General features: G+C 35.7%; 18 protein-coding genes. 1 reads left to right on the forward strand and 17 read right to left on the reverse strand.

Features of this window, described 5'->3' with window-relative positions; genetic code table 11:
* Positions 1–3: 3 nt before the first annotated feature.
* The 8 genes from B3C16_RS04370 to B3C16_RS04405 form a co-directional block, all read right to left on the reverse strand.
* Complete coding sequence (locus tag B3C16_RS04370) at positions 4–744, reverse strand: shikimate dehydrogenase family protein (protein ID WP_291129198.1); 741 nt, start codon at positions 742–744, stop codon at positions 4–6.
* Positions 745–2,145: a tetratricopeptide repeat protein gene (locus B3C16_RS04375; RefSeq protein ID WP_121314589.1), complete on the reverse strand. Its 1,401-nt coding sequence runs from the start codon at positions 2,143–2,145 to the stop codon at positions 745–747.
* 137 nt (positions 2,146–2,282) lie between these two features.
* On the reverse strand, positions 2,283–3,476 hold the full coding sequence (locus B3C16_RS04380; RefSeq protein WP_121314588.1) for an aspartate aminotransferase family protein: 1,194 nt from the start codon (positions 3,474–3,476) through the stop codon (positions 2,283–2,285).
* A gap of 11 nt (positions 3,477–3,487) precedes the next feature.
* Positions 3,488–3,733, reverse strand: coding sequence for a hypothetical protein (locus B3C16_RS04385; RefSeq protein WP_121314586.1), 246 nt, complete (start codon positions 3,731–3,733; stop codon positions 3,488–3,490).
* A complete protein-coding gene (locus B3C16_RS04390; protein ID WP_291129206.1) occupies positions 3,733–5,415 on the reverse strand; it encodes an OstA-like protein in 1,683 nt (560 codons plus the stop codon). Before B3C16_RS04390 ends, B3C16_RS04385 begins: the two co-directional genes overlap by 1 nt.
* Positions 5,416–5,628: 213 nt before the next feature.
* Entirely contained in the window at positions 5,629–9,552 is a 3,924-nt protein-coding gene (locus B3C16_RS04395) for a DUF7619 domain-containing protein (protein WP_291129207.1), read from the reverse strand.
* Positions 9,553–9,591: 39 nt separating this feature from the next.
* Positions 9,592–10,353, reverse strand: coding sequence for a LytR/AlgR family response regulator transcription factor (locus tag B3C16_RS04400; RefSeq protein ID WP_291129209.1), 762 nt, complete (start codon positions 10,351–10,353; stop codon positions 9,592–9,594).
* A gap of 44 nt (positions 10,354–10,397) precedes the next feature.
* Complete coding sequence (locus B3C16_RS04405; RefSeq protein WP_291129211.1) at positions 10,398–12,332, reverse strand: tetratricopeptide repeat-containing sensor histidine kinase; 1,935 nt, start codon at positions 12,330–12,332, stop codon at positions 10,398–10,400.
* 237 nt (positions 12,333–12,569) lie between these two features.
* Between B3C16_RS04405 and B3C16_RS04410 the strand changes: the two genes are divergently transcribed.
* A complete protein-coding gene (locus B3C16_RS04410) occupies positions 12,570–14,444 on the forward strand; it encodes an alpha-amylase family protein (protein ID WP_414655252.1) in 1,875 nt (624 codons plus the stop codon).
* Positions 14,445–14,518: 74 nt separating this feature from the next.
* Here the strand turns inward: B3C16_RS04410 and B3C16_RS04415 are convergent, their stop codons facing one another.
* The 9 genes from B3C16_RS04415 to B3C16_RS04455 all read right to left on the reverse strand — a co-directional run bounded on the left by B3C16_RS04415 (position 14,519) and on the right by B3C16_RS04455 (position 23,024).
* Complete coding sequence (locus B3C16_RS04415) at positions 14,519–14,869, reverse strand: DUF2200 domain-containing protein (RefSeq protein WP_291129213.1); 351 nt, start codon at positions 14,867–14,869, stop codon at positions 14,519–14,521.
* A 124-nt stretch (positions 14,870–14,993) separates the two neighbouring features.
* Positions 14,994–15,683 carry a hypothetical protein gene (locus B3C16_RS04420; RefSeq protein ID WP_291129215.1) on the reverse strand — a complete coding sequence of 230 codons (690 nt, stop codon included), beginning with the start codon at positions 15,681–15,683 and terminating at the stop codon, positions 14,994–14,996.
* A gap of 433 nt (positions 15,684–16,116) precedes the next feature.
* Complete coding sequence (locus B3C16_RS04425) at positions 16,117–16,617, reverse strand: hypothetical protein (protein ID WP_291129217.1); 501 nt, start codon at positions 16,615–16,617, stop codon at positions 16,117–16,119.
* Between the two features lie 59 nt (positions 16,618–16,676).
* Entirely contained in the window at positions 16,677–17,204 is a 528-nt protein-coding gene (locus B3C16_RS04430) for a hypothetical protein (RefSeq protein WP_291129219.1), read from the reverse strand.
* 778 nt (positions 17,205–17,982) lie between these two features.
* Entirely contained in the window at positions 17,983–18,159 is a 177-nt protein-coding gene (locus tag B3C16_RS04435) for a hypothetical protein (RefSeq protein WP_291129221.1), read from the reverse strand.
* Between the two features lie 287 nt (positions 18,160–18,446).
* Positions 18,447–19,718 (reverse strand): adenylosuccinate synthase, encoded by a 1,272-nt coding sequence (locus B3C16_RS04440; protein ID WP_291129222.1) that lies wholly within the window; start codon positions 19,716–19,718, stop codon positions 18,447–18,449.
* 80 nt (positions 19,719–19,798) lie between these two features.
* Positions 19,799–20,251 (reverse strand): Fur family transcriptional regulator, encoded by a 453-nt coding sequence (locus B3C16_RS04445; protein WP_121314570.1) that lies wholly within the window; start codon positions 20,249–20,251, stop codon positions 19,799–19,801.
* 44 nt (positions 20,252–20,295) lie between these two features.
* Positions 20,296–20,802 (reverse strand): hypothetical protein, encoded by a 507-nt coding sequence (locus tag B3C16_RS04450; RefSeq protein ID WP_291129224.1) that lies wholly within the window; start codon positions 20,800–20,802, stop codon positions 20,296–20,298.
* A gap of 2 nt (positions 20,803–20,804) precedes the next feature.
* Positions 20,805–23,024, reverse strand: coding sequence for a RelA/SpoT family protein (locus B3C16_RS04455; RefSeq protein WP_291129226.1), 2,220 nt, complete (start codon positions 23,022–23,024; stop codon positions 20,805–20,807).
* Between the last annotated feature and the right edge of the window lie 2 nt (positions 23,025–23,026).

Raw genomic sequence — 23,026 nt, forward strand, 5'->3', positions numbered from 1 at the left:
AATTTATTTATTCCAGATTTTCCAAGCTTTTTCTGCTTGTAACTCTAACATTTCATAACCGTTTTTAGTTATTGTCCCTTTCTTCTTGGCCTTTTTCAAAAACTGCGTTGCTGAAGGATTGTAGATTAGGTCGAAAGCAATATGTTTTTCAGTGAAAAAGTTATACGGAATAGGTGGGAAGGCTTTAATATCGGGACTTGTTCCTAAAGGTGTGCAATTGATGATGATATGATAATTATCGAAAGTTGTCGCGTTGATTCTATCATAATCAATCATGCCTTCTTTGGCTGAACGAGAAACAAAAGTGTATAGAATTCCGAGTTGGTCGAGTGCAAATGCTACAGCTTTGGCTGCGCCTCCGGTTCCTAAAATCAAAGCTTTTTTATGATGTGGTTGGAGTAGTGGTTCCAAAGATTTCATAAAGCCGTAATAATCGGAATTGTAGCCTTTAAGCTTGCCTTTTTTGGTGAAACGAATAACATTCACAGCGCCAATTTGAGCCGCAGTTTTAGATAATTTATCCAAATACGGAATGACAACTTCTTTATACGGAATAGTAATGTTTAAGCCTTTTAAATCAGGATTGTTGGCTATTAGTTTAGGGAATTCTTCAATAGATTGAAGGTCGAAATTTTCATAAGAACAATCTTCAAGTTTGCCCAAAGCAAACTTTTCGGTAAAGTACTTTTTGGAAAACGAATAGGAAATGTTTTTCCCGATTAGACCATATTGTCTTCGCGACATTTATTCCGATTTTTTGTGTTTCGATATGTAGTCTTGCACCGATTGTCTTTCCCAAACCATTGGAAACAATTCTTCCAAAATGGTATTGTGTTTAGAATTCAAACGCAAACCATTGTTCAAGTGGAAGTTTCCTTTTTCTTCTTCATGCAAAGACAAATGCAAACCGGCCAAACGGTATTCGATTTCGCATTCTTCCGGAAAATATTCTGCAGCTTGGATTAAGGTCAGAATCGCATTGTTGAATTCGCCCATATTTTGCATCATATCTACCCAAAATAGCCACGTGTCTAATTGGTAATCGCCGTGTTCGACCGCTTTTCTATAACCAAATTCGGCTTCTTCAAACATACTCATCGCTTTGTTGATGGTCGCATAACGCTTCCAATACAAACGATTTTGGTCATCAATCGCCAAGGCTTTATTTACATAGAATAAGGCTTTTTGGAAGTTTTTTTGGCGTACATAAAAATCGGTAATCGCAATCCAACCTTTGTCTAAAAGCGGATCTTCGTGTACGGTTTTGTTAAAGTATTTTAAAGCTTCAACTTTGTTGCCTAATTTTTCATAACATTTCCCAATGCGCAATAACGCATAAGAAGTCGGGTCGTCTAATTCGATAGTACGATTGTAGCTTTCAATGGCATCTTCATATCTTTTTAAACGTTCCAATGATTTCCCTTTTTCCAAATAAGCACCAAGAAATTCATCATCTATATAAGTAGCAAATTCGAAAGAACGAACCGCATTTTCATAATCTTTTACGCCATAATACAATCGACCCGATTGATGCCAAGCGATTTCACTATATGGATTTCTATCGATGTAAGTTTTTAGGTATTCAATCGCATCAAGGTTTTGGTCCAAAAACTCGAAGCAATACACTACATTATAAAGTGCCGATTGGTCTTCGAAATCTTCTTCCAAACATTTGATAAAGTTTTCTTTCGCCAATTCAAGGTTATCCATAAAAAGATATTCCATTCCGATTAAGTTGTATACATCAGCGTAATCTTCAGTATAAAGAAGTGCTGTTTGCAAGAACTCAACGGCTTGTTCGTGATTGTCTCTTTTAGAATATATGTTGGCTTTTTGAATAAAAATTTCTTCGTTGGTTGGTTCAATGGCGTACAATTCGTTTAATAACTTTTCTGCCTGATCCAATTTGTCGTCATACACCAACATTTCTACTTGAACTAATTTTAATCCGGTAGATTTTGGGTGTTGTTCCAATCCTAATTTTAAAGCTTTCTTGGCTAAAGAGGCTTTCCCCATGTCGAGATAATGCAGTATAATTTCCTCGAACTCCTCTGAATCGAAAAACAAGACTTTGTTGGTTTTCAACATCGACTCAAATTTCGCTAGGGATAAGTTGTAATCTTCTTCGTCGTGGTCTAGGTGCATACTAGTAGGTTTTAAAATTATCCTTAATAAAATTAGGGAAACGCTGTTCGTTTTTTGCGAAAGCGATGTATTGTTGTAAACAATTTAATTAACAATTTGTTCACTTGAAATTTCTTATCGAATTGAAAACTAAATGTTTAGTTTTTAATTTCTGCTGCCACTTCATTCATCGCTTCGATGATGATGGCGCAACCTTCTCTTATTTCGTCTTCTGAGAGGGTTAATGGAGGAGTAATTCGGATGGCGCAACCTTCAAATAAGAGCCAGAATAAAATCAACCCTTTATCTTGACATTTCAAAATCACTTTATTGGTAATTTCCGGATCTTTAGTCATCGCCGCCAGCATTAGCCCTCGACCTCTAACTTCCTCTATCAAAGGATGTACCAAAAGTTGGCGGAAAATCTTTTCTTTGGCTAAAGATTGTTTGGCGTAATCTTTTTCCAATATTTCTTCCAAAGTAGCCAAGCAAGCTGCCGCTATGACAGGATGTCCGCCAAAAGTGGTGATGTGTCCCAATTTTGGATCATGACTTAATAAGTCCATGTGGTTAGAGTTGGCTATAAATCCGCCAACAGGCATTCCGCCGGCCATTCCTTTGCCTATGATAACTACGTCGGGAACGACATTGTAGTTTTCAAAACCGAACAGTTTTCCGGTGCGGCCAAAACCCGGTTGGATTTCGTCAACAATCATTAAGGCTCCAACTTCTTCGCAACGTTTTTTGACTTTGGCTAAGAAATCATTTTTAGGTTCGATAAAACCGGCACCACCTTGAATGCTTTCCAGAATAATTCCGGCAGTTTTGGTGGTGATTTTTTCTAAATCAGCTTCATTATTAAAGGTAATGAAATCTACGTCGGGTATCAAAGGTCGGAAGATTTGTTTTCGCTCTTCAAATCCCATAACGCTCATCGAACCCATAGTGTTTCCGTGATACGCATTGTGACACGAAATCAACTGACTTCTGCCGGTAACTCTGCGAACGAGCTTTAAAGCACCTTCACAAGCTTCGGTTCCTGAATTGACTAAATATACTTTGTTTAAACTTGGCGGTAAATTTTCGACTAACAATTTGCAATAAGCCACCGCCGGATGTTGGGCATATTCGCCATAAACCATCACATGGGAGTATTTATTCAATTGGTCAATAATCGCTTGATTGACTCTCGGATGTTGGTGGCCCAAACTGCAAGCGGAAACTCCGGCTACAAAGTCTAAGTATTTTTTATTATTGGTGTCGTATATATAAGAGCCAATGGCATGCGACACTTCCATACCCAAAGGATACGGTGAAGTTTGCGCTTGGTATTTTAGGAAATCTTGTTTCAACTGGTGTTGATTTATTCGTTTAGTTGGTAATTCGTGACGGTGTTACAATTGGAACACCAATTAAATTGTTCTTCTTGGCTTCTTAAAAGTGTTTTGGTTTTTTCATCACAATTTTCACAAATTTCTTCGTCATGGTCTTCTTCAAATATTTGCAATGGACAATTATTACAACTCCAAACTGTTATGTTGGGTAATACCTCGCTAACGTACCAAGTAAAAGCATCTTGATGGCATTTTGGACAAATTTGAGTAATCATTATTTTACGACTGGTTTTGGATTAGCTTCGTTCCTTTCAGCCTTTGGCTTCGGGTTGTTCTTGTCGTAGTCTAAAGTTTCTTTACTGGGTTCCAAAGGTTTGTCTACTTCGGCCTTTTCAACCTTACTTTCCGCTTGAATCTTGGCATCCAAATCGAGTTCTTCTTGAGGAAAAATCTCGTCTTTTGTTTTTATTCGTTCATCGCCACGCCAAATAAATCCTCGCAATTTCCGTGCATTTTCCGGTAGTTCTGCTTCCGGAAAAATTTCGCCTTCTACTTGGTTGAAATTGGTTATAGTCTCTATAGTGTTTTTGTCCAAAATCATATTGATTTTGCTGCTAACGCTTTTGTTGATGCCAATCAATTCTTGCTGGTCATTTCGCATATAGTAAATGACTTCGGTGTTTTTGATGATGTCCACTTCCCGGAGTTTATTGTCTGCAAATTTTCCATAGAGATTTTGTCCCTTGACCTGATTATAACCAGTACTGAGTGTATCTTTCGAGATGATGAAAGCATTGTTGAGTACTTTGAGTGAGTCTAATTTTTCGGTTTGGTTGTTGCCAATAAGATGCATAATATCACCGGTCATTTGGTTTTCATAGTTCCAAAGAATCGGATTTTTGATTAGTTTGGTCAAACCGGTTTTTTGATCGGAATGGATAGAATCACATTTACCACTCATATCCGTTTTATAGAAACGCACATTGTTAAAAGCCCTTACGATGCGTTCGCCCGGTTTTCCGGTAATGATCATTTTTTTGCCATGAACATACATAGAATCTTTTTCTACCAAAGTAATTGCGACCGCTTTTTTGGTAATCATCATCGAATCTTTCTGCGTTTTTAAATCGCGATAGATTTCGGCATAATGCCCTTTGATTAAACCTTTATTAATAGAATCTGTGATTTTTACATTGTTGGTAGCCGAAGCATATTCTCGGTTTCGGTCATAATACAAACTGTCGCCTTCAATGCGCCTGTCTTTGTATTTGATATAGGATTTTCGTTTGAAATAGGCCAAATTCTTTTTGGTATCATAAAATCCTTTTTCGGTATAAATGTAATTTTCTTTACTGGTAATGGTCGACGGACCAAATAAATAGGAGTGACCCGAGTTGGTGTAATAATCCAAATGATTCGACTTGATGGTGTATTTCGGATTGGTAATCGTAACCGCAGTTAAGAATTTAAACTTCTTTTCATTGGCATAATAACGACCCGATTTGCTTTTCAAAGTGTTGTCTTTGTTGGTAATCGTTGCGTGTGAATTGTAGAAAGCTTCCTGACTGTTTCGGTCAAAGTTAATCGTATCGGTGACCAACGTCGATTCCGGGGAACGCATTACTACATTTCCCGTGGCATAAGCTTGTTTGACTTCGCCATTATATTCGGCGTATTTACTATTGAGGAAAAGTGTATCGCCTTGTACCATTTGGACATCGCCAAAAGCTTTCAGGTAGTTTTCTTTTTCAAAAAAATAGGCTTTATTGCAAGTAAAAATCACACCGTCATGGCTAATTCTGACATTGCCGCGTAACAGCAATGCATCAGGTATTTCGGCTTGATTTCTATCGGCAAATTCGGAGTACTCGATGTTTATAGGTGTTGTTTTTTTTTGTGCAGAAGCAACATTTGCCACCAACAAACATAATCCGAGGCAAAAAAGTAACTTTTTCAATAGGTTGAATTTTTATTTAACTTCGTTCCGTTCGCTTCGCTCGGGTACATACAGTTCGACCCAAAGGTCTTGAGTGAGCAAATTTATGAAATTAGCGCCAATGATAGTGGTAATTAAGAATTATTTATCAAAGTTGATTTTGACCGTTTTTTAAATAGAAAAAGCACAAACCATTTTCAGATTTGCGCTTTATCACTTATCAACTTTTTCCTTTTACTCTTTCATTATTTTTTCAACTTTACTACCAATTTCAGAAGTTATTTTCAAGAAATAAACGCCATTTTGTTTTGGGCTAATGTCAAATACCACAGTATTAGAATTCTCTAAACGCGTTTCCAATAATCGACCTTGAATGTCATATAATTCAATAGATTTAATTGTTGTGCTACAATTGATGTTGATGATAGCGTTTGTTGGATTTGGATAGATTTTAACGCTATTATCTGGTTCAAAAATAGGGTTGCTTAGTTCCGCAAAAGTGGTTTCTGCATTGTTTGTTATCACTGGGAAATTATAGTCGAAATAAATGCCTGCTCTTTGTAAAACGGTATCATTTGTAACTAAGTTGTCTTTGGTTTTTATTTTGAACAATACATCTCCGTGTCCGCCAACAGGAGGCGTTCCAGTGGCTGCTGCAAGGTTGATGTTTTGCATTACAAACTCAACTATATTACCACTAATTCTGGTTGAAGAAGGATTAGAACTGTTCAGTAATTGCAATGAATTCATGTCGTATTTGTTACTGTCAACTTCAAGTCGAACTACTACATTTTCGGCATAAAAGGTTCCTGTGTTTTCAAAATTCACAACATAATGTAGGTAGTTGCCAATTTCGGTAGGTGAAACCGTATCGCCTTCAAGACAAATAATATCGTTAGGGTCAAAAGATCCCAAGACAATTTGGTTGAATACAAATTGATTGTCTGATGGAAGCTCATCATCAACAACTGGTGTTATGGAAGCAGTGAAATTTAAGATGTCTCCATTGTTAACCGCCGGTGTTTCCATAGGTGAGTTGATGTTAAGCATCAATTCAATACTTCTATTTTCAAAAGGCATCAGATTGGTAAAGTTCCATGAAAGTGAGTTAGTTGCAGTTACATCAACAGCTGGCGTAGCCGAAACAAAATCGGTTTTAGTATCATCAAATTGCAAATTAACAGTTCCAGATAACATTTGATTTCCTTTATTTTTATAGACTACTTTGTATTTTGCATCAAAGCCCGGTCTTGCAGGTTCTAACTGTGTGAAAACAACTTCGATATCCTTGTGTAAACCAACAGCAGTGATACAAAAGTTTTGGGTTGAAATGTTGTTGTTATCATTTAAAAACTCAAATTCAGCTGAGTTTGGCGAAAAAGTGAACCAAGTTGGGTTTTCTGTATTTGGTGCTATTGTATAATTTCCGGCACCGGTGTAAAAGTTATACGTACCATTAATATTAGTAACAGTAGCACCATTTTCATTTCCATCACTTACATTAAGTCTAACAAATGGATTTACAACATCGGTTACATCGCAACCATCATTATTGTCGTCAAAAATGGCGATTCCTGTTATAGTGTTGTGATTTCCACCTGGCGAGAAAGTACAGTAAGAGTTCGAAACTGTTGCATTCATTCCTAAACCATTAAGCGTTGTTTGAATGCTTTGAATTTGTGAATCATCGGCGCAGATATATTCCAAATTTGGGTTATTACTAAAATTTAAGCTTTGTTCAGCTTTTCCATTTTTTAAAAATAAAGTAGTTAACAGATTGTCGTTACATCTTAATACATTTAGATAAGGTGAATTGTTAATATCCAGTGTAGTCAGTTGATTGTTGTCACAATATAAAGATTGAAGATTAGTTAAATTGCTTACATTCAAAACTGTACTTTGAGTTTCGGCACATCCCAATGAATTTAGGTTGGTTAAAAAATTCACATCCAAATCAGGGATTGTATTATTAGAATAATCTAGAAATTTTAGATTTTGATGGTTAGTTAAATCTAAACTTGTCAATTGATTTTCACCACAATATAATGTCACTAGATTGTTAAGACCGTTTATATTTAAATCGGTCAGTTGATTACGGGCACAATTTAAGGTTTCAAGTAAGGATAAGTTACTAACTTCTATAGCTGTGATTTGGTTTTGAGCGAAATCTAAATATTTCAAACTGGTCAAACTACTTACCTCTAAACTGGTAAGTTCATTAGCATAACAGTTTAAAGTTTCAAGATTTGGTAGATTACTCACATCTAAATTCGTTAAATTGTTTGATATACAAATTAGAGTTTTAAGATTGGTTGATAAGCCACTAACATTTGTAAGGGTGAGGTTGTTGTTTGAAAAATTTAAAGTTATTAGATTGGTTAAGCCGCTTAAATTTAGAGTAGTTAATTGGTTATTTGAACAAATTAAATCTTCAAGTGAGGTTAAATTAAGCACATTCAGAGTTTGTAATTGATTATAAGAACAATTTAAAGTTCTAAGATTAGGCAAATTAATTAAGTTTAAGTTGGCTAATTGATTGTAAGCATATTCCAATACTTCAAGGTTAATCAAACCTGTTAAGTCTAAACTACTAATGGCATTGTACGAACAATTTAAATTCGTTAGATTAACCAAATTGCTCACATTTAGGTTGGTAAGTTGTTGATTGATACAACTTAGTATTCTTAGATTGGCTAAATTGTTTACATTTAGGGAAGTAAGTTGTCCTATATTGTTTAGACCATCGCAGTACAATTCTTCTAAGCTAGTTAATCCGGTTAAATCAAGATTGGTTAATAAATTTCCGCTACAAGATAATTTTTTCAAATTAGCCAAACCAACTACATTAAGATTGGTCAACTGACCACTATATTGACCACCTATTATATAGACACCAGCACATGTTAATTCTACTAAACTTGGCAAATTGGAAGCATCTAAATTGGAGATATAATTTCTGGAACAGTTTACTTTTAGGATGTTTGGCAGGTTAGTTAAATTTAAGCTAGTGATTAGATTACTAGAGCAATCCAATTCAGTTAAATTATTAAGACCACTTAAATTTAAGGTTGTTAGCTTTCCATAGCTACAATTTAATTTGGATAGATTTGGTAAACCATTAATGTTCAAACTAGTTAGTTGGCTTAAGGTTTCTGAATTGCTGGCTACATTACCAATAACTTTAAATTCCTGTAGATTAGTCAGGTTGGCTAAAGTTACACTTGTAAGCTCGTTATTATAACTAGTCTCTAACGTTACTAAGTTGGTTAACCCATTAATATTTAAATTGGTTATTTTAGTATTGTTGCAAAAAAGTTTTGTAAGGTTGGTCAGTCCGTTAACAGTTAAGCTGGTCAGCTCGTTTCCAGAACAATCCAATTCGCTTAAACTTGCCATGCCGTTTACATTTAAAACGGTAAGTTTATTATAGCTACAATTTAATTTTACAAGGTCAGTTAATCCATTCAAGTTAGTCAGTTGATTACCTGAACAGTTTAAATCGGTAAGATTGCTAAGTCCATTAACATTTAAGGTTGTAAGCTGGTTGTATGAGCAGTTTAGTTTGGTTAGGTTAGTAAGTCCAGTAAGATTTATAGAAGTAGTTGTATTCCCTAAAAAAAGGATTTCTGTAAGATTGGTCAATCCACTAAGATTTAAAGTATCAATAGAAGTGCTAAGACAGTTTAGTTTTGTTAAGCTGTTCAGGTTACTAATATTTAAGTTGTTGAGGTTGTTTAAATTATAACAAGATAAATCAGTTAAATCCGTTAAATTGTTCGCTGTTATAGTGTTCAGAATAGGCATGTTGGAGCATGTCATTATCCTAAGATTGCTTAAAGCACTTACATCTAATGATGATATCAAACTTGTAGAGAGTCTTAAATCCTCAACATTACTAAAGCTGTTAAGTCCGGTAACGTTGAATATCAACAATTCGGAAATAGCTAAAACTTTTACAGCTTCTGCTTCGCTTTCTTGAATTTCACCATCATTGTTGGCGTCAATTTTTATCCATTGATCGTTAAAGTCTTGCGCTATCTGAACGGTTGGACTTGCGGATAATAATGTTGTTTTAAAATTGGTATCCGGAATGTTTACAATTTGTGCATTTGCCATTATTCCGGTAAAGAGCAGTAGTAGTAGGACTAGTTTTTTCATCGTTATTGATTTATATAATATTGTCATGTTTTCTAAGTTTTAAAGTGCCTTAATCAATTCTTGTAATCGTTCTTTTTTGCTTTGCGCAATGCTTATTTTAGTATTATCAGCCATAATCACATAACCGCCATCCGATTTGATATAGGATTTCAGATAGGAAAGATTTATTAAATGCGATTGATGTATGCGTTCAAATCCGTGTTCTGTTAATAATTCTTCGTATTCTTTGAGTGTTTTTGAAATCAAGACTGGCTTATGATTTTTGATAAAAAACTCAGTATAATTGGCTTTGGCTTCACATCGAATAATATCCGAAACTTCAAATAAATGAATGCCATCGCTTGTAGAAAGGGCAATTCGCTTAAAATTATCCACTTTCTTACGAATGTTTTCCAACAACAAATCGATATGTTCAAACGAGTTACTTTTGCCAACGGCTTCTTTAATTTTGGCAATAGTATTTTGCAATTCTTCCGGATCGACCGGTTTTAGTAAAAAATCTAACGCACTAAATTTGAATGCTTTCACTGCATATTGCTCGTGAGCAGTTATAAATACAATATGCGCTGTGGTTTTGCCTTTGGTTTTAGCCAATTGTTCCAAAATGTCAAATCCGGTTCCGTCAGATAAGTGAATATCTAGGAAGATAACTTGCGGTTGTATTTTCTCCAAAAGTGCTACTCCGGTTTTTACACTTTCGGCTTCGCTGATAATATGAATTTCATTGGTGTACCGCTCTAAAAGCGCTTTTAAACCGGTGCGTAAATGCTTGTCATCGTCTATTAATACTGCTGTAATCATATTTTTGTTTTAATGTCAAAAGGATTTAATCTTTATGACTTTTACTATTGTATATACTGAACCGGTAATCGCAAAGTGACTTTAGTTCCTGTGATTTCGTTGTTTTTTTCTATTTCTCGAATGTCTATTTGAGCCGATTTTAAAATGGTAGCTTCCATAATTTCCAGGCGTTTTTTGGTAATCTCCAATGCCATCGATTTGTGGGCTTGCATGGAGTTTTCTTTCATCTGTTTCGATTTAGAAATGCCAATGCCGTCATCAGTAATCGTACAAATTAGTTGACCATTTTCGACATCAAAAGCGACTTCAATTTTTCCTTTGTTTTCCTTTGGAACCAAACCGTGCAAGATAGCATTTTCAACAAAGGGTTGAATTAATAACGGTGGCAATCCCATGTTAAATTCTACTTTTTCACTAGAACGAATGTCAAAATCAAACTTATTGTGAAAGCGAAGTTGCTCAAGTTCTAGGTAATTCTGTAAACTCTCAATTTCTTTGTCAATTGGAATTAGTGAGCCTTTTGAATATTCTAATGTTAATCGCATTAGTTTAGAAAATTTCGATAAATATTTCAAAGCAGAATCAGTTCCGTTTTGCACAATAAAACTTGATATTGAGCCTAAACAGTTGAAAACAAAATGCGGATTCATTTGCAAATGCAGTGCTTTTTGTTCGTACTCAGCGACTTCTTTTTGTAATGTCAATCGTTTTTTAACTTGACCACGATTGTAGATTAAGAAGATAAATCCAATTAAAAAGACGATGCCAAGAGCTGAAAAAATTAGAAACTGTGTTTGTCTTTTGCTTTCTTCTGCCAAAAGAGCTTCCCGTTTTTTATACTCGAAATCCATTTCTGCTTGAACAAACTTTTTATTGTTTTCCAAATTGGTAATGCTGTCGCGAGCCACAATATAATTTTTGTAATGCGCCAATGATTCCGCCGGATTGTTCATTTTGTCATACAATTCACTAACTAGTTTTTCTGAATGAAATATTTGGTCTAAAACGCCTATTTCTTTAGCATAAGCCAATGATTTTGTGGCAAAGTTCATTGATTCATCATATTGGTTTTGCTCATAATATAATTGACCTAAATTGTATAAAGCCAACGATGCGCCAAATTTATTTTGCAACGATTCATACATCGTCAACGCTTGATTGTAATAGACAATCGCTTTGGCTAAATTGTTTTGCTTTTTGTAATAATCACCTAAATAATTGTTTAACAAGGCATATCCGCGAAGATTATCGGAATACTTGAATATTTTTTCAGCTTGATTGTAATAGGAAATAGCTTTGGTCAAGTTGTTTTGTTCAAAATGAATCACGCCAATATTGGTCAGTGTAACCGGTACAGTTGGTTCCCCAATTTCCTTCTGAATTTTTAAGGCTTTTTCAAAATATTCTAATGCTTTTATCTTATTGCCTTGGGATTTGTAAACTACGCCAATGTTATTGTATGCTTTAGAAACGCTGCTTTCTTGGTCAATTTCTTGGTAAATATGCAGTGCTTTTTGATAATTTTCCAGCGCAGCATAGTAATTGCTTTCTTGGGAAAAAATAACACCTAAACTCGCGTAACTTCTGGCTAAACCATTCTTGATGCTTTTGTTTTTCTCATCGTCTTTAAGTAATTTTTCAAAAGTGTTTTTGGCTTTTTCAAAAGCGTTTCGGGCTTCTTTATAATTCCCCAAAATAATATTAGTATTTCCTTGATTAATGTAGCCATTGGCCAAACCATTGTTGTATTTTATTTTTTCGGATAAATTCACTGCTTTTTGAGCGTAAAAAAAAGCGGAATCTAGATTACTTTCTTTGAATTCAAATGACAATTGGTTGTATATGTTCACTTTCGAAGTGTCAATTTTAGTGATGCGGATCACTTTTTTCAGACTATCGATAGTAGTATTTTGTGAATGACTTATCGAGCTGTAAATAATGCAGTTGAAGAGTATCGTTAATTTTAAAATTGTTTTCAAAATGACTGTAATTAAATTTCTTAAGCAAATATAGAGGAAGTTTTAGCTATAAAATCAGTGAACTCCTATAGCTCGGTTTTCGTTTATTATTTACCAAGTTTGGGTTATTATCGCAAAATGGATATTTGTTTTTGCAGTTAAATATTCTAAAAGAAATGGTGTAATACTTATCAAAATTCGGCGATTTATTTATATTTGTGTCTACTCTTGTCGCTATAACGGACGAGAAAAAATGATATGAAAACAAAACTATTAATACTGATTGCAATAGGTTGTACCGGAAGTATGGCTTTTGCCCAAAACAATACACAAGTACCTATGATGAAGAAAGTTGAGGTTGGTGAACAACCCAAGAAAACCGTTGTTTACCAAGTTTTCACTCGATTATTCGGGAATAAAAACACCACCAACAAACCATGGGGAACGATAGAAGAAAACGGCGTCGGAAAGTTCAATGACTTCACCGATAAAGCATTACAGGAAATTAAGAAATTGGGCGTAACTTATATTTGGTACACCGGTGTGCCACACCATGACGTGATTAGAGATTATACCAAATACGGAATTTCCAATGATGATCCCGATGTGGTAAAAGGTCGTGCCGGTTCGCCTTATGCTGTGAAAGATTATTACAATGTAAATCCCGATTTAGCGGTTGATCCGGCTAAAAGATTGCAAGAGTTTGAAGCCCTGATTTCGCGCACACACAAGAATAAATTAAAAGTCATCATTGATATAGTTCCGAATCACATTGCTCGTAATTATACCGGATTGACCAACCCGAAAGGGGTTAAAGATTTTGGAGCTGATGATAACACGTCAGTAGAATATGCTCGTGATAATAATTTTTATTATATTCCAAATACGCGTTTTGAAGTGCCAACCTCTAAGGATTACAAACCTTTAAATGGTGAAGCGAATCCTTTAAACGACGGAAAGTTTCAGGAGTTTCCGGCGAAATGGACCGGTAATGGTTCACGTTTGGCCAAACCGGATATCAACGATTGGTATGAAACAGTAAAAGTAAATTATGGCATCAGACCGGATGGTTCAAAAGATTTTCCGGAGTTGCCTGCCGGATTTGAAACCAAAGATTACAAAACACATTATGAATTTTGGCAAGGAAAAGATGTGCCGAGTTCGTGGAAGAAATTCCGTGATATCGCGTTATATTGGATAGCCAAAGGTGTTGATGGTTTCCGTTATGATATGGCCGAAATGGTTCCGGTTGAATTTTGGAGCTATATGAACTCCGCTATCAAAATGAAAAATCCAAATGCTTTCTTAATGGCTGAAGTATACAATCCAAAGGAATATAGAAATTATATTAAGTTGGGTAAAATGGATTATCTCTACGACAAAGTAGAAACTTACGACCATTTAAAAGCGGTGATTCAAGGGAATGCTTTACCTGATCCGCTTACCGAAATACAAGAAAGCATGGGTGATATTGAACACCACATGCTACATTTCTTAGACAATCATGATGAGCAAAGATTAGCCAGTCCTGAATTTGCCGGAACGCCGGAAAAAGGGAAACCCCTAATGGTAGTTTCAGCCACGATTAGTTCATCGCCAACGATGGTTTATTTCGGACAAGAAGTAGGCGAGGCCGGCCATGAAAACGGTGGTTTTGGTACGCGTTCCCGTACTTCAATCTTTGATTATGTAGGTGTTCCCAGCCACCAACGTTGGATGAACGGCGGTAAGTTTGATGGCGGACAATTGACTCCTAAAGAAAAAGAGTTGCGTGATTTTTATTCCCGTTTGTTGAACTTCACTTTAAACAGCGAAGCCATGGTGGGTAAATTCCAGTCTATTCAGGAGGTTAACCGCAAGGAAACTGCAAACTACGATCCGGGATTGTATTCTTATGTACGTTTTACTAACCATGAAAAATTAATTGTGGTAGCCAATTTCTCTTGGGTAACAACAAGTGAATTCGACTTAAAACTGCCAAAAGACGTTATCTCAAAATGGAATTTACTCGACGGAAGTTATACCGTAAAAGACCAATTGTATGGAAGCAGCGCAGTCTTGAATGTGGTTAATGGCGTCGGAACCATGAAACTAAAAGTGAAACCAAGTGAATCGTTTATTTTTAAGTTATAAACCCATTTGATTGATATTAAAAAACCCCTTTCTCTCGGTACTTCGGATGAAAGGGGTTTCTTTTTATACTATATCTAACTTCTTAAAATCTTTTCCATTTTTTTTCCTTTCGCCAATTCATCAACCAGTTTGTCTAAATAGCGAATCTTTTGCATGAGCGGGTTTTCGATATCTTCCACGCGATAACCACAAATGACGCCGGTAATTTTTGAAACATGTTCGTTTAGTTGTGGTGCTTCTGCGAAAAAAGTTTCAAAGTCTTTTTTGTTGTCAATTTGATGCTGTAAAGCTTCTTGAGTATAACCGGTTAGCCAACAAATAATGGTGTCCAGTTCAGTTTTGGTACGGCCTTTTTTCTCTACTTTGTTAATATAATGCGGATAGACACTGGCAAAGGTCGTTTTGAATATTCTGTGGTTTTCCATTGTCAACAGGGATTTTTTTAATGGCTAATTTATAAAAAGATTACAATTAAATTAAGCGAGTAATAAAAGAAAAACCCCTCTCAGTGGGAAAGGGGTTTTAAAATGAACTAATGGGTTTGTTCCTTTAAGCGGCCGGAGTGGTTTCTTCCTCTTCTCCGCTGATGGTGTTGTATAACACATAATCATTAAACTTGGCGACATCATTGGTTTCCCAAATGTTTCGACCTATGGCTGCATACTTTACTAAGGTATCGTAAACGGCATTACCGGCTTCTACACGGTCTTCTTGTTCAATATCGCGGACAGCGATTTCTATTTTTAAATCAATCAAAAGAGTCGTAAATTCATTATCAAGATCAGTTATGTTATCCAACTGTGATGTAGTGAGCCCGGTATCAGACAGTTCGTCTAAGAACTCTGTTGCAACTCGTACTACTCTTTTGGCGGTGATGTTTAGCTCAGCATCGGTTTGTTTGGATAATTCTTCCGTTCCAAACTTTTTGTACTTTGGACTACCGACACCCAACTTTAATTCTGCTCTAGCCATTACAGCTCTAATGGCGGTTCGGATTTCTTCGGCTTTCGCATCTTTGTTAAGGGTTACTTGTGTTTGATCGCCTAGGGCTTCAATGTCGGTGATTCTCGTGGCAAAGGTAGTCAGCTTTTCTTGTAGTGCTTCAATGAGCGGTATGGTAATCCCGAAGGATTCAAACTCTGTTTTGTCTCTCAGCATATAAGCTGCTTTTTCTAAACCTTTCGTGACCAATGTGGCATCCGAAAAATTATACAATCGAATTACTTCCTGCTTTTTCATAAAAAATGGGTTTATTGATTAATAATGTTTTAGGGGCAACCAAGAAAGATGCCAACAAATACTACAAAAAAGTTAAATAAATGCTAAAAATCAGACAATTACCGCTCAGTAGCCCATTTTTCAGGCTCCGAAGCAGGTTAGTGTTTGTCCGAAATTCATCGGAAGTTGTCCGTTAAGTGGTTTTGAGTGTCCGAACTAAAGAAATGATTGTCCGAAGCTTGGTGGCGTAAGTCCGAAGCATTCGGGTGTGAGTCCGAAGCTCGTTTGCGGGAGTCCGAAGCTCGTTATCCGGCTGGGAAGGCTTGGAAATGCTGGAAAGTTGGTTTTTTGAGGGTTTTGGGGAAAGTGTGGATTTTAGATTTACGGTATCGGGGGTTTTCTAAAAAGACGAGCTACAGTCTTAGCAAACTGCTGTTATAGACTGTGTTTTTTCTTATCGTATTTTAAAGATCTCGATAAAGTCTTTTTCTAATTTTCTCTTAGCCGTAGACATATTCCAAATCGCAAAACAGACCATAAAGATTAAAAATGAATTATAAATAAATATATATTCTATTTTTAAGGCGTTTTTATTTGAAAAGAATGTGAAATTAAAAAATACAAAAGGAAAAACAACTAGCAGAATCGACCAAATATTTTGATATTTATATCTTGGTTCAATTATATATTTAACTTTAATTTTTCCATTAACATTGTTATAATTGCCTCTTAATATAAATGGAGTTAGAAAAGCTAGAGAATTTGTAGTTAAGGAAAAAGCTTTGTCATCAAATAGTCCGTAAAACGTTTTTGAGGATTGTCCAAATATGGTAAACGCTGCTAATGGGCTTAATCTTAATTTTGGATGTCCAAATTTAGTTGAACTTTTTAATTTCTCTTTGAAATCGAAAAGACCAAGAGTTGATTCCGTTTCATTCAATTTTGTTCCTTTCATAGCTTTTTTAAACTTTACCTATAAGGTCTTCGGTGCTTCGGGACTACAATTTATTATGGTTAATCCCAAAAATTAAATAGGGCATTAAATTGCTCTTCGTTAGTCGCTCCTTCTTCATATTTGTATAAATTATCCCAATAAATTTGACCTCCAATCTTAACAAAGACCTTATAATAACCCTTTTCAAGAGTACTAATATTTAAACTAATAATCTCTGAAGATTGTCCGTTAAGAGCGAAATCAGAATTGGTGATAATTGAAGTTTCGGGGTATAAATTGTTGTTTAATATACTGCTGAAGTTTATATTTTGATATATTTTTTTCGGAGTTCCACGCACCAACCAGATATCTGTTATATTTTCTTGGGCTGCAATGTTAACCACATCATTTACGGGATTAGGATAAGCTACAAACTTATTATTGACTAAAATATTCGGATTTCCAAATTCAAACGGAATATCTTCCGCGGTTTGCCTTAGGTTAATTCCGGTAACTAAATTCATGTCGGTATTTCCTAGATTATTTGTATTATCATCGCTACAGCTTAACGATAAAATCGATATAATAATTAATAGGCTTTTCTTCATTTCAATTTTGAATTTACAGAGGTTGTTAAAATGTTGGAATGCTAACGAATAAGTACGATAATCCAACCATCATTTCAGCGAATATACAAAAAAGGAGTGCAAAGCAGTTTAGGTGTTATTAAAAAACAAAACCCTCTCATCTCTGAAAGGGTTTGTTATAATATTATAGGAAAGATTATGGAGCTATTGTAACACACGCCTGTAAGTCGTAGTCCGTTCTACTTCAATTATATTTAGCAGAGATTATCTCGTTTAAATAATTGTCCGATACTTCTTTTGTTAGATTTATATTTTTATTATTTTTCAAAAGATAACAACTAGTATCTTCGTAATCGATGTGTGTAAATAATGTAGGAGGAAAATACCTTTTGACGTATAGAGAATAACTACTAAAACGTTTAGTGTTTTTAATTGTGCCGTCAGGATTTATATTTTTCGAATTGTATTTTCTATTACTTTCTCTTCGGATTGGTGCACCCATAAATCCAAAAGAAGCTTGGTTATTCCTTTTAATGATTGTTTTGACAATGTTAACAATTGTATTTAGAACATAAAACACATGAGTTTTATTATGAGCATTGAGAAGCATATTAAATCTGTTTCCAGAAAGTCTATGATTTTTCAAGAAAAATTGAATAATATAGATATCATGTTCCATATGAAGAACTTCGACTATATATCTTTGATTTATTAATGTAGCGTGAAACGCAAACACATCAATCCTAACTCCATCTGAATCGATTCTAGAGCCATTGTCTGTAAATTCATAAGCAACCACCTATGAAAAATCAAATACTAGATAAGAATATTTACTTGACCTATTTTTATTAACATCGTCAACTGTCAAAATACGTCCAGTATGAATTATTTTTACAGATACATCAATATCATTAATCGGGCGATTAACAACAGGTTTCACTTTCTTGGTTTTCTGTATTTTAAAAATCTTTTTCATATATTGTTTAATATGTGTCTTTTCATATTTCAACAATGCAAAATTAGTATATTAACTTCTATATATTGAATCTGTAACAATACTTTATGTTGATACATGTATATGTTTATTATAAGTTTTAGCTATACTGTTTTGATTATGCGTTTCTATTGATATACTATTGGAATCATTACAACTAACAAATCAATAAGCATGCTAACCATACAATCGCTTCAGCTTACATACAAAAAAGTACTGCAAATAGTGTAAAAAAACAAAACCCTCTCATCACTGAAAGGGTTTCTAATTTATCTCGTTATCGTCTGCTTCCTATCCGGACCCACAGAAACAATTTTTATCGGCACTTCGACTTCGCGTTCTATGAATTCGATGTAGTCTTTGAGTTCTTTTGGTAACGCATCGTAAGTCGTCATTCCGGTTAAATCGGCTTGCCAACCTTTGAATTCGGTATAAATTGGCGTTACGTTTTCTTCTTCGATATTATAAGGCAAATGGTGTATCACTTCGTCTTTATAGTTGTAAGCTGTAGCTACTTTCAAAGTATCAAAGCCCGAAAGTACATCGCCTTTCATCATCATCAATTGGGTGACACCGTTGATTTGGATAGCATATTTCAACGCCACTAAATCCAACCAGCCGCAACGTCTTTTTCTTCCGGTTACCGAGCCAAATTCGTTACCCACTTTTGCCATCACATCGCCGGCATCGCCAAAATCCTCCGTAGGAAATGGTCCTGAACCTACACGAGTGGTATACGCTTTGAAAATGCCGTACACTTCTTTGATTTTGTTAGGCGCAATGCCTAAACCGGTACAAGCACCGGCAGCGGTAGTATTAGAAGAAGTTACAAAAGGATACGTCCCGAAATCAACATCGAGTAACGAACCTTGAGCGCCTTCACAAAGAATAGATTTACCTGCTTTTTGGGCTTGTGCCAAATATTCTTCGCTGTCAATGAAATTCAGTTTTTGTAAATCGGCCACCGCTTCAAAGAATTCTTTCTCTAACTCAGGCAAATTGTATTGAATGTTTACGTCATAGAACGCAATCATGGCTTCATGTTTGTCGGCCAAAGCGCGGTATCTTTCTTTGAAATCAGCCAATTCGATGTCGCCAACACGCAAGCCATTACGACCGGTTTTGTCCATATACGTTGGGCCAATTCCTTTTAAGGTCGAGCCGATTTTCGCTTTGCCTTTTGCCGCTTCAGAAGCCGCATCAAGCAAACGGTGTGTTGGTAATATTAAATGCGCTTTGCGCGAAATGATGAGTTTTGATTTTAAATCGAGGTTGAACTTTGCCAAGCCATCGATTTCACTTTTGAAAACTACCGGGTCAATCACGACACCGTTTCCAATGATATTGATATTGTTGCTGTGAAAAATTCCGGAAGGAATGGTTCTCAAGACGTGTTTGATTCCGTCAAATTCTAAAGTGTGTCCGGCGTTGGGTCCGCCTTGAAATCTTGCGATGATGTCATATTTTGAAGTAAGAACGTCAACTATTTTTCCTTTTCCTTCGTCTCCCCATTGTAATCCGAGTAGTAAATCTACGGTCATTGTGTTGTGTGTTTGTAGTTTGTATTTATTATAAAAAATAAAGACGCAGCATGGCTACGTCTTCACGATTTAGTGATTCTTTATTCTTTCTTATTCGCGTAGAAATACAACGAATGGTTGTGAATCTCGATGCCGAATATTTCTTCGATGGTTTTTTTGATGGTTTGTATTCTTGGGTCGCAGAACTCAATCACTTCACCGGTATCGGTCATGATAATATGATCGTGTTGCTTGTCGAAATAGGACTTCTCGTAATGCGCTTGGTTTTGCCCAAATTGGTGCTTGCGAACCAAACCACAATCTAATAAAAGCTCGATAGTATTGTATAAAGTGGCACGAGACACACGGTAGTTTTTGTTTTTCATTTTGATATACAAATTCTCGATGTCAAAATGCTCTTCACTATCGTAAATTTCCTGTAGAATAGCGTAACGCTCAGGGGTTTTGCGATGTCCTTTGTTCTCCAAGTAAAGCGTAAAAACGTTTTTTACGGTCTCTTGATTTTTGATATTATCGGTAGCAATTAATGTCATGGGACAAAGATAGTTTTTAGTTTAAAAGTTTAAAAGTTTAAAGTCTAAAAGTTTAGGTGTAAAAGAAAATTTAAACTGTAAATGGAGTTTACTTTATTAAAGCTGACATTTGGATTCAAACCAATAGCAAACCTTTTGCCGGTATAATACAAGAATTTTGCTTTTACAGGAATGGCCCATGATTGTTTTTCATCACTAATGGTTGTGTTGTTTTGGCTTATGAATCCTACACCTGTATGGGTTTCCAAATAAAATTTGTTCGCAAGTTTGAATTCTCTACCGTAAAGCAAATCAACTTCGTAATACCCTTCTAAATCGGTGTTGGAATCTTCATTTTGTCCAAATCCAAATCCAATTGCGTTGGACAAGGTGAATAGGTTTGATTGATAAGAAGTCGTTACGTCTAATGAAGCATTTAAAACAAAAACGGAATTTCGATTGCTGATTTTATAGGTTCCAATGCCATAATCCATTGACTTGAACTTGAATTTGTCTTGTGAAAATACCGTGGTGAACGCAATTAGAAACAAGAACAAGATGATTTTTCTCATGGCTAATTGGTATAAACTCGGGTTACTTTATCTACGCCGTCTATCTTTTTGATATTGTCGATTAGTTTCTTTAAAATGCTATTGTTCTGTACAATTACCGCTACTTGTCCGTTAAAAATTCCGGCTTCACCACTAAGGGAAATACTTTGAATGTTGACGTGCATGTTGTTTGAAATTACTTTGGTCAATTCATTGGTTAAGCCCAAACTGTCCATGCCGGTAATTTTCAAAATGGCTTTGAATTCTTGTTGCGTAGAGTCAATCCATTTGGCTTGCATGATGCGGTAAGCATAGTTCGATTGCAGTGTTATTGCGTTCGGACAATCTTTTTTATGTACTTTGATGCCTTCATTGATGGTGATAAAACCGAATACTTCGTCGCCCGGAATTGGGTTACAACAAGAAGACAGTTTATAGTCTAATTTGTCTTGTTCCGAACCAAAAACCAGCATGTCAAAATTCTTGCTCAATTCTTGCTTATTGATTTCATCAGGTCTTGAGCTTGGTGAACGCTTCATTTTGCTCTTGAAGAAATTCATTAAAGTATTGCTTTTTTGGGCTGCGAAATCTTTCAGTTGTTGGTTTTCAATAGAGCCTATTCCAACACGATAAAACAAGTCTAAACTGGTTTTGAGATTGAAGAAATTCACCAATTCATTGACTACAGTTTCACTTAAAGTGATCTTTAAGTGTTTCATTTTTCGAGTCAATAATTCTTTTCCATCTTCGGCAATTTTCTTGGTATTTTCGTTAAGAACGTTTCTGATTTTATTTTTAGCTCGAGAAGTCGTTACATAGTCTAACCAGTTAATGGTAGGTTTTTGATGAACAGACGTGATGACTTCTATTTGGTCACCACTTTTTAACTCGTGATTTAACGGTACTAATTTCCCATTGACACGGGTTCCACGGGTTCTAATCCCGATTTCAGAGTGAATACTGAAGGCAAAATCTAAGGAAGTGGCGCCTTTGGGTAAAGATTTAATTTCTCCTTTTGGGGTAAACACAAAGATTTCTTTAGCATACAAGTTCATTTTGAAATCTTCTACAAAGTCGACCGCATTGGTTTCGGAACTTTCCAAAGCTTCTTTCAAAAGATTTAGCCAAGTGTCTAAACCGCTTTCTTCCGTGGCGCCTTGTTTGTATTTGTAATGCGCAGCATATCCTTTTTCAGCAATTTCATCCATGCGTTCGCTTCGCACCTGAATTTCTACCCAACGGCCTTTTGGTCCCATAACCGTGATGTGCAAAGCTTCGTAACCGGTTGATTTTGGTGATGAAATCCAATCGCGCAAACGACTCGGACTCGGACGATAATGATCGGTGACTATCGAATAGATTTTCCAAGCCAGGAATTTTTCGTCATGTAAGTTGGATTTGTAGATAATTCGGAGTGCAAACTTGTCATATACTTCATCAAAGGTGACGTTTTGTGCCGCCATTTTTCGGCGAATGGAGTAGATGGATTTTGGTCGTCCTTTCATGGTGTATTCCACACCTTCATCATCTAATGATTTTTTTAAAACATTAGAAATCGTAGAGATATATTCGTCTTGTTCTTCTTTGGTTTCTTTTATTTTGCTGACGATATCGGCAAAAACATCAGGCTCAGTGTATTTTAAACCTAAGTCTTCTAACTTGGTTTTGATGTTGTACAATCCCAAACGATGGGCGAGTGGTGCATAAATGTATAGAGTCTCAGAAGCGATTTTCACCTGTTTATAATCGGGCATCGAATCCATAGTTTGCATGTTGTGCAAGCGGTCGGCGATTTTGATTAAGATCACCCGAACATCGTCATTTAAAGTCAATAGCATTTTACGGAAGTTTTCCGCTTGCATGGAGATGTTCATGTCTTTTTTGACTTGGGAGATTTTAGTCAGGCCTTCTACCAAATGCGCAATCTTAGGATTGAACATTTTTTCAATATCCTCAACTGTAATATTAGTGTCTTCCACTACATCATGCATTAATGCTGCGGCGATACTGGTAGCGCCTAAACCAATTTCGGAAGCGACAATTTTGGCCACGCCAATAGGATGGAAGATATAGGCTTCACCAGATTTACGGCGTTGGTCTTTGTGAGCGTCAACCGCTACATCAAAGGCTTTCCGAATCAATTTTTTATCTGAATCGGTAAGCGTTTGGTAACTTATGCGAAGTAGTTCTTTGTATTCTCGGGCAATAGCTTTTTTTTCTTCTTCTAAATCAATTTCAATCATAA

Origin of the sequence: Flavobacterium sp. UBA7682 (genome assembly GCF_002482945.1) — a bacterium.
Lineage (GTDB): Bacteria > Bacteroidota > Bacteroidia > Flavobacteriales > Flavobacteriaceae > Flavobacterium.

Excerpts from the sequence above, each read along its gene's own strand:
- B3C16_RS04370 (WP_291129198.1), bottom strand. The coding sequence starts at position 744 with ATGTCGCGAAGACAATATGGTCTAATCGGGAAAAACATTTCCTATTCG.
- B3C16_RS04375 (WP_121314589.1), bottom strand. The coding sequence starts at position 2,145 with ATGCACCTAGACCACGACGAAGAAGATTACAACTTATCCCTAGCGAAA.
- B3C16_RS04385 (WP_121314586.1), bottom strand. The coding sequence starts at position 3,733 with ATGATTACTCAAATTTGTCCAAAATGCCATCAAGATGCTTTTACTTGG.
- B3C16_RS04395 (WP_291129207.1), bottom strand. The coding sequence starts at position 9,552 with ATGAAAAAACTAGTCCTACTACTACTGCTCTTTACCGGAATAATGGCA.
- B3C16_RS04400 (WP_291129209.1), bottom strand. The coding sequence starts at position 10,353 with ATGATTACAGCAGTATTAATAGACGATGACAAGCATTTACGCACCGGT.
- B3C16_RS04410 (WP_414655252.1), top strand. The coding sequence starts at position 12,570 with ATGAAAACAAAACTATTAATACTGATTGCAATAGGTTGTACCGGAAGT.
- B3C16_RS04415 (WP_291129213.1), bottom strand. The coding sequence starts at position 14,869 with ATGGAAAACCACAGAATATTCAAAACGACCTTTGCCAGTGTCTATCCG.
- B3C16_RS04420 (WP_291129215.1), bottom strand. The coding sequence starts at position 15,683 with ATGAAAAAGCAGGAAGTAATTCGATTGTATAATTTTTCGGATGCCACA.
- B3C16_RS04425 (WP_291129217.1), bottom strand. The coding sequence starts at position 16,617 with ATGAAAGGAACAAAATTGAATGAAACGGAATCAACTCTTGGTCTTTTC.
- B3C16_RS04430 (WP_291129219.1), bottom strand. The coding sequence starts at position 17,204 with ATGAAGAAAAGCCTATTAATTATTATATCGATTTTATCGTTAAGCTGT.
- B3C16_RS04435 (WP_291129221.1), bottom strand. The coding sequence starts at position 18,159 with ATGAAAAAGATTTTTAAAATACAGAAAACCAAGAAAGTGAAACCTGTT.
- B3C16_RS04440 (WP_291129222.1), bottom strand. The coding sequence starts at position 19,718 with ATGACCGTAGATTTACTACTCGGATTACAATGGGGAGACGAAGGAAAA.
- B3C16_RS04445 (WP_121314570.1), bottom strand. The coding sequence starts at position 20,251 with ATGACATTAATTGCTACCGATAATATCAAAAATCAAGAGACCGTAAAA.
- B3C16_RS04450 (WP_291129224.1), bottom strand. The coding sequence starts at position 20,802 with ATGAGAAAAATCATCTTGTTCTTGTTTCTAATTGCGTTCACCACGGTA.
- B3C16_RS04455 (WP_291129226.1), bottom strand. The coding sequence starts at position 23,024 with ATGATTGAAATTGATTTAGAAGAAGAAAAAAAAGCTATTGCCCGAGAA.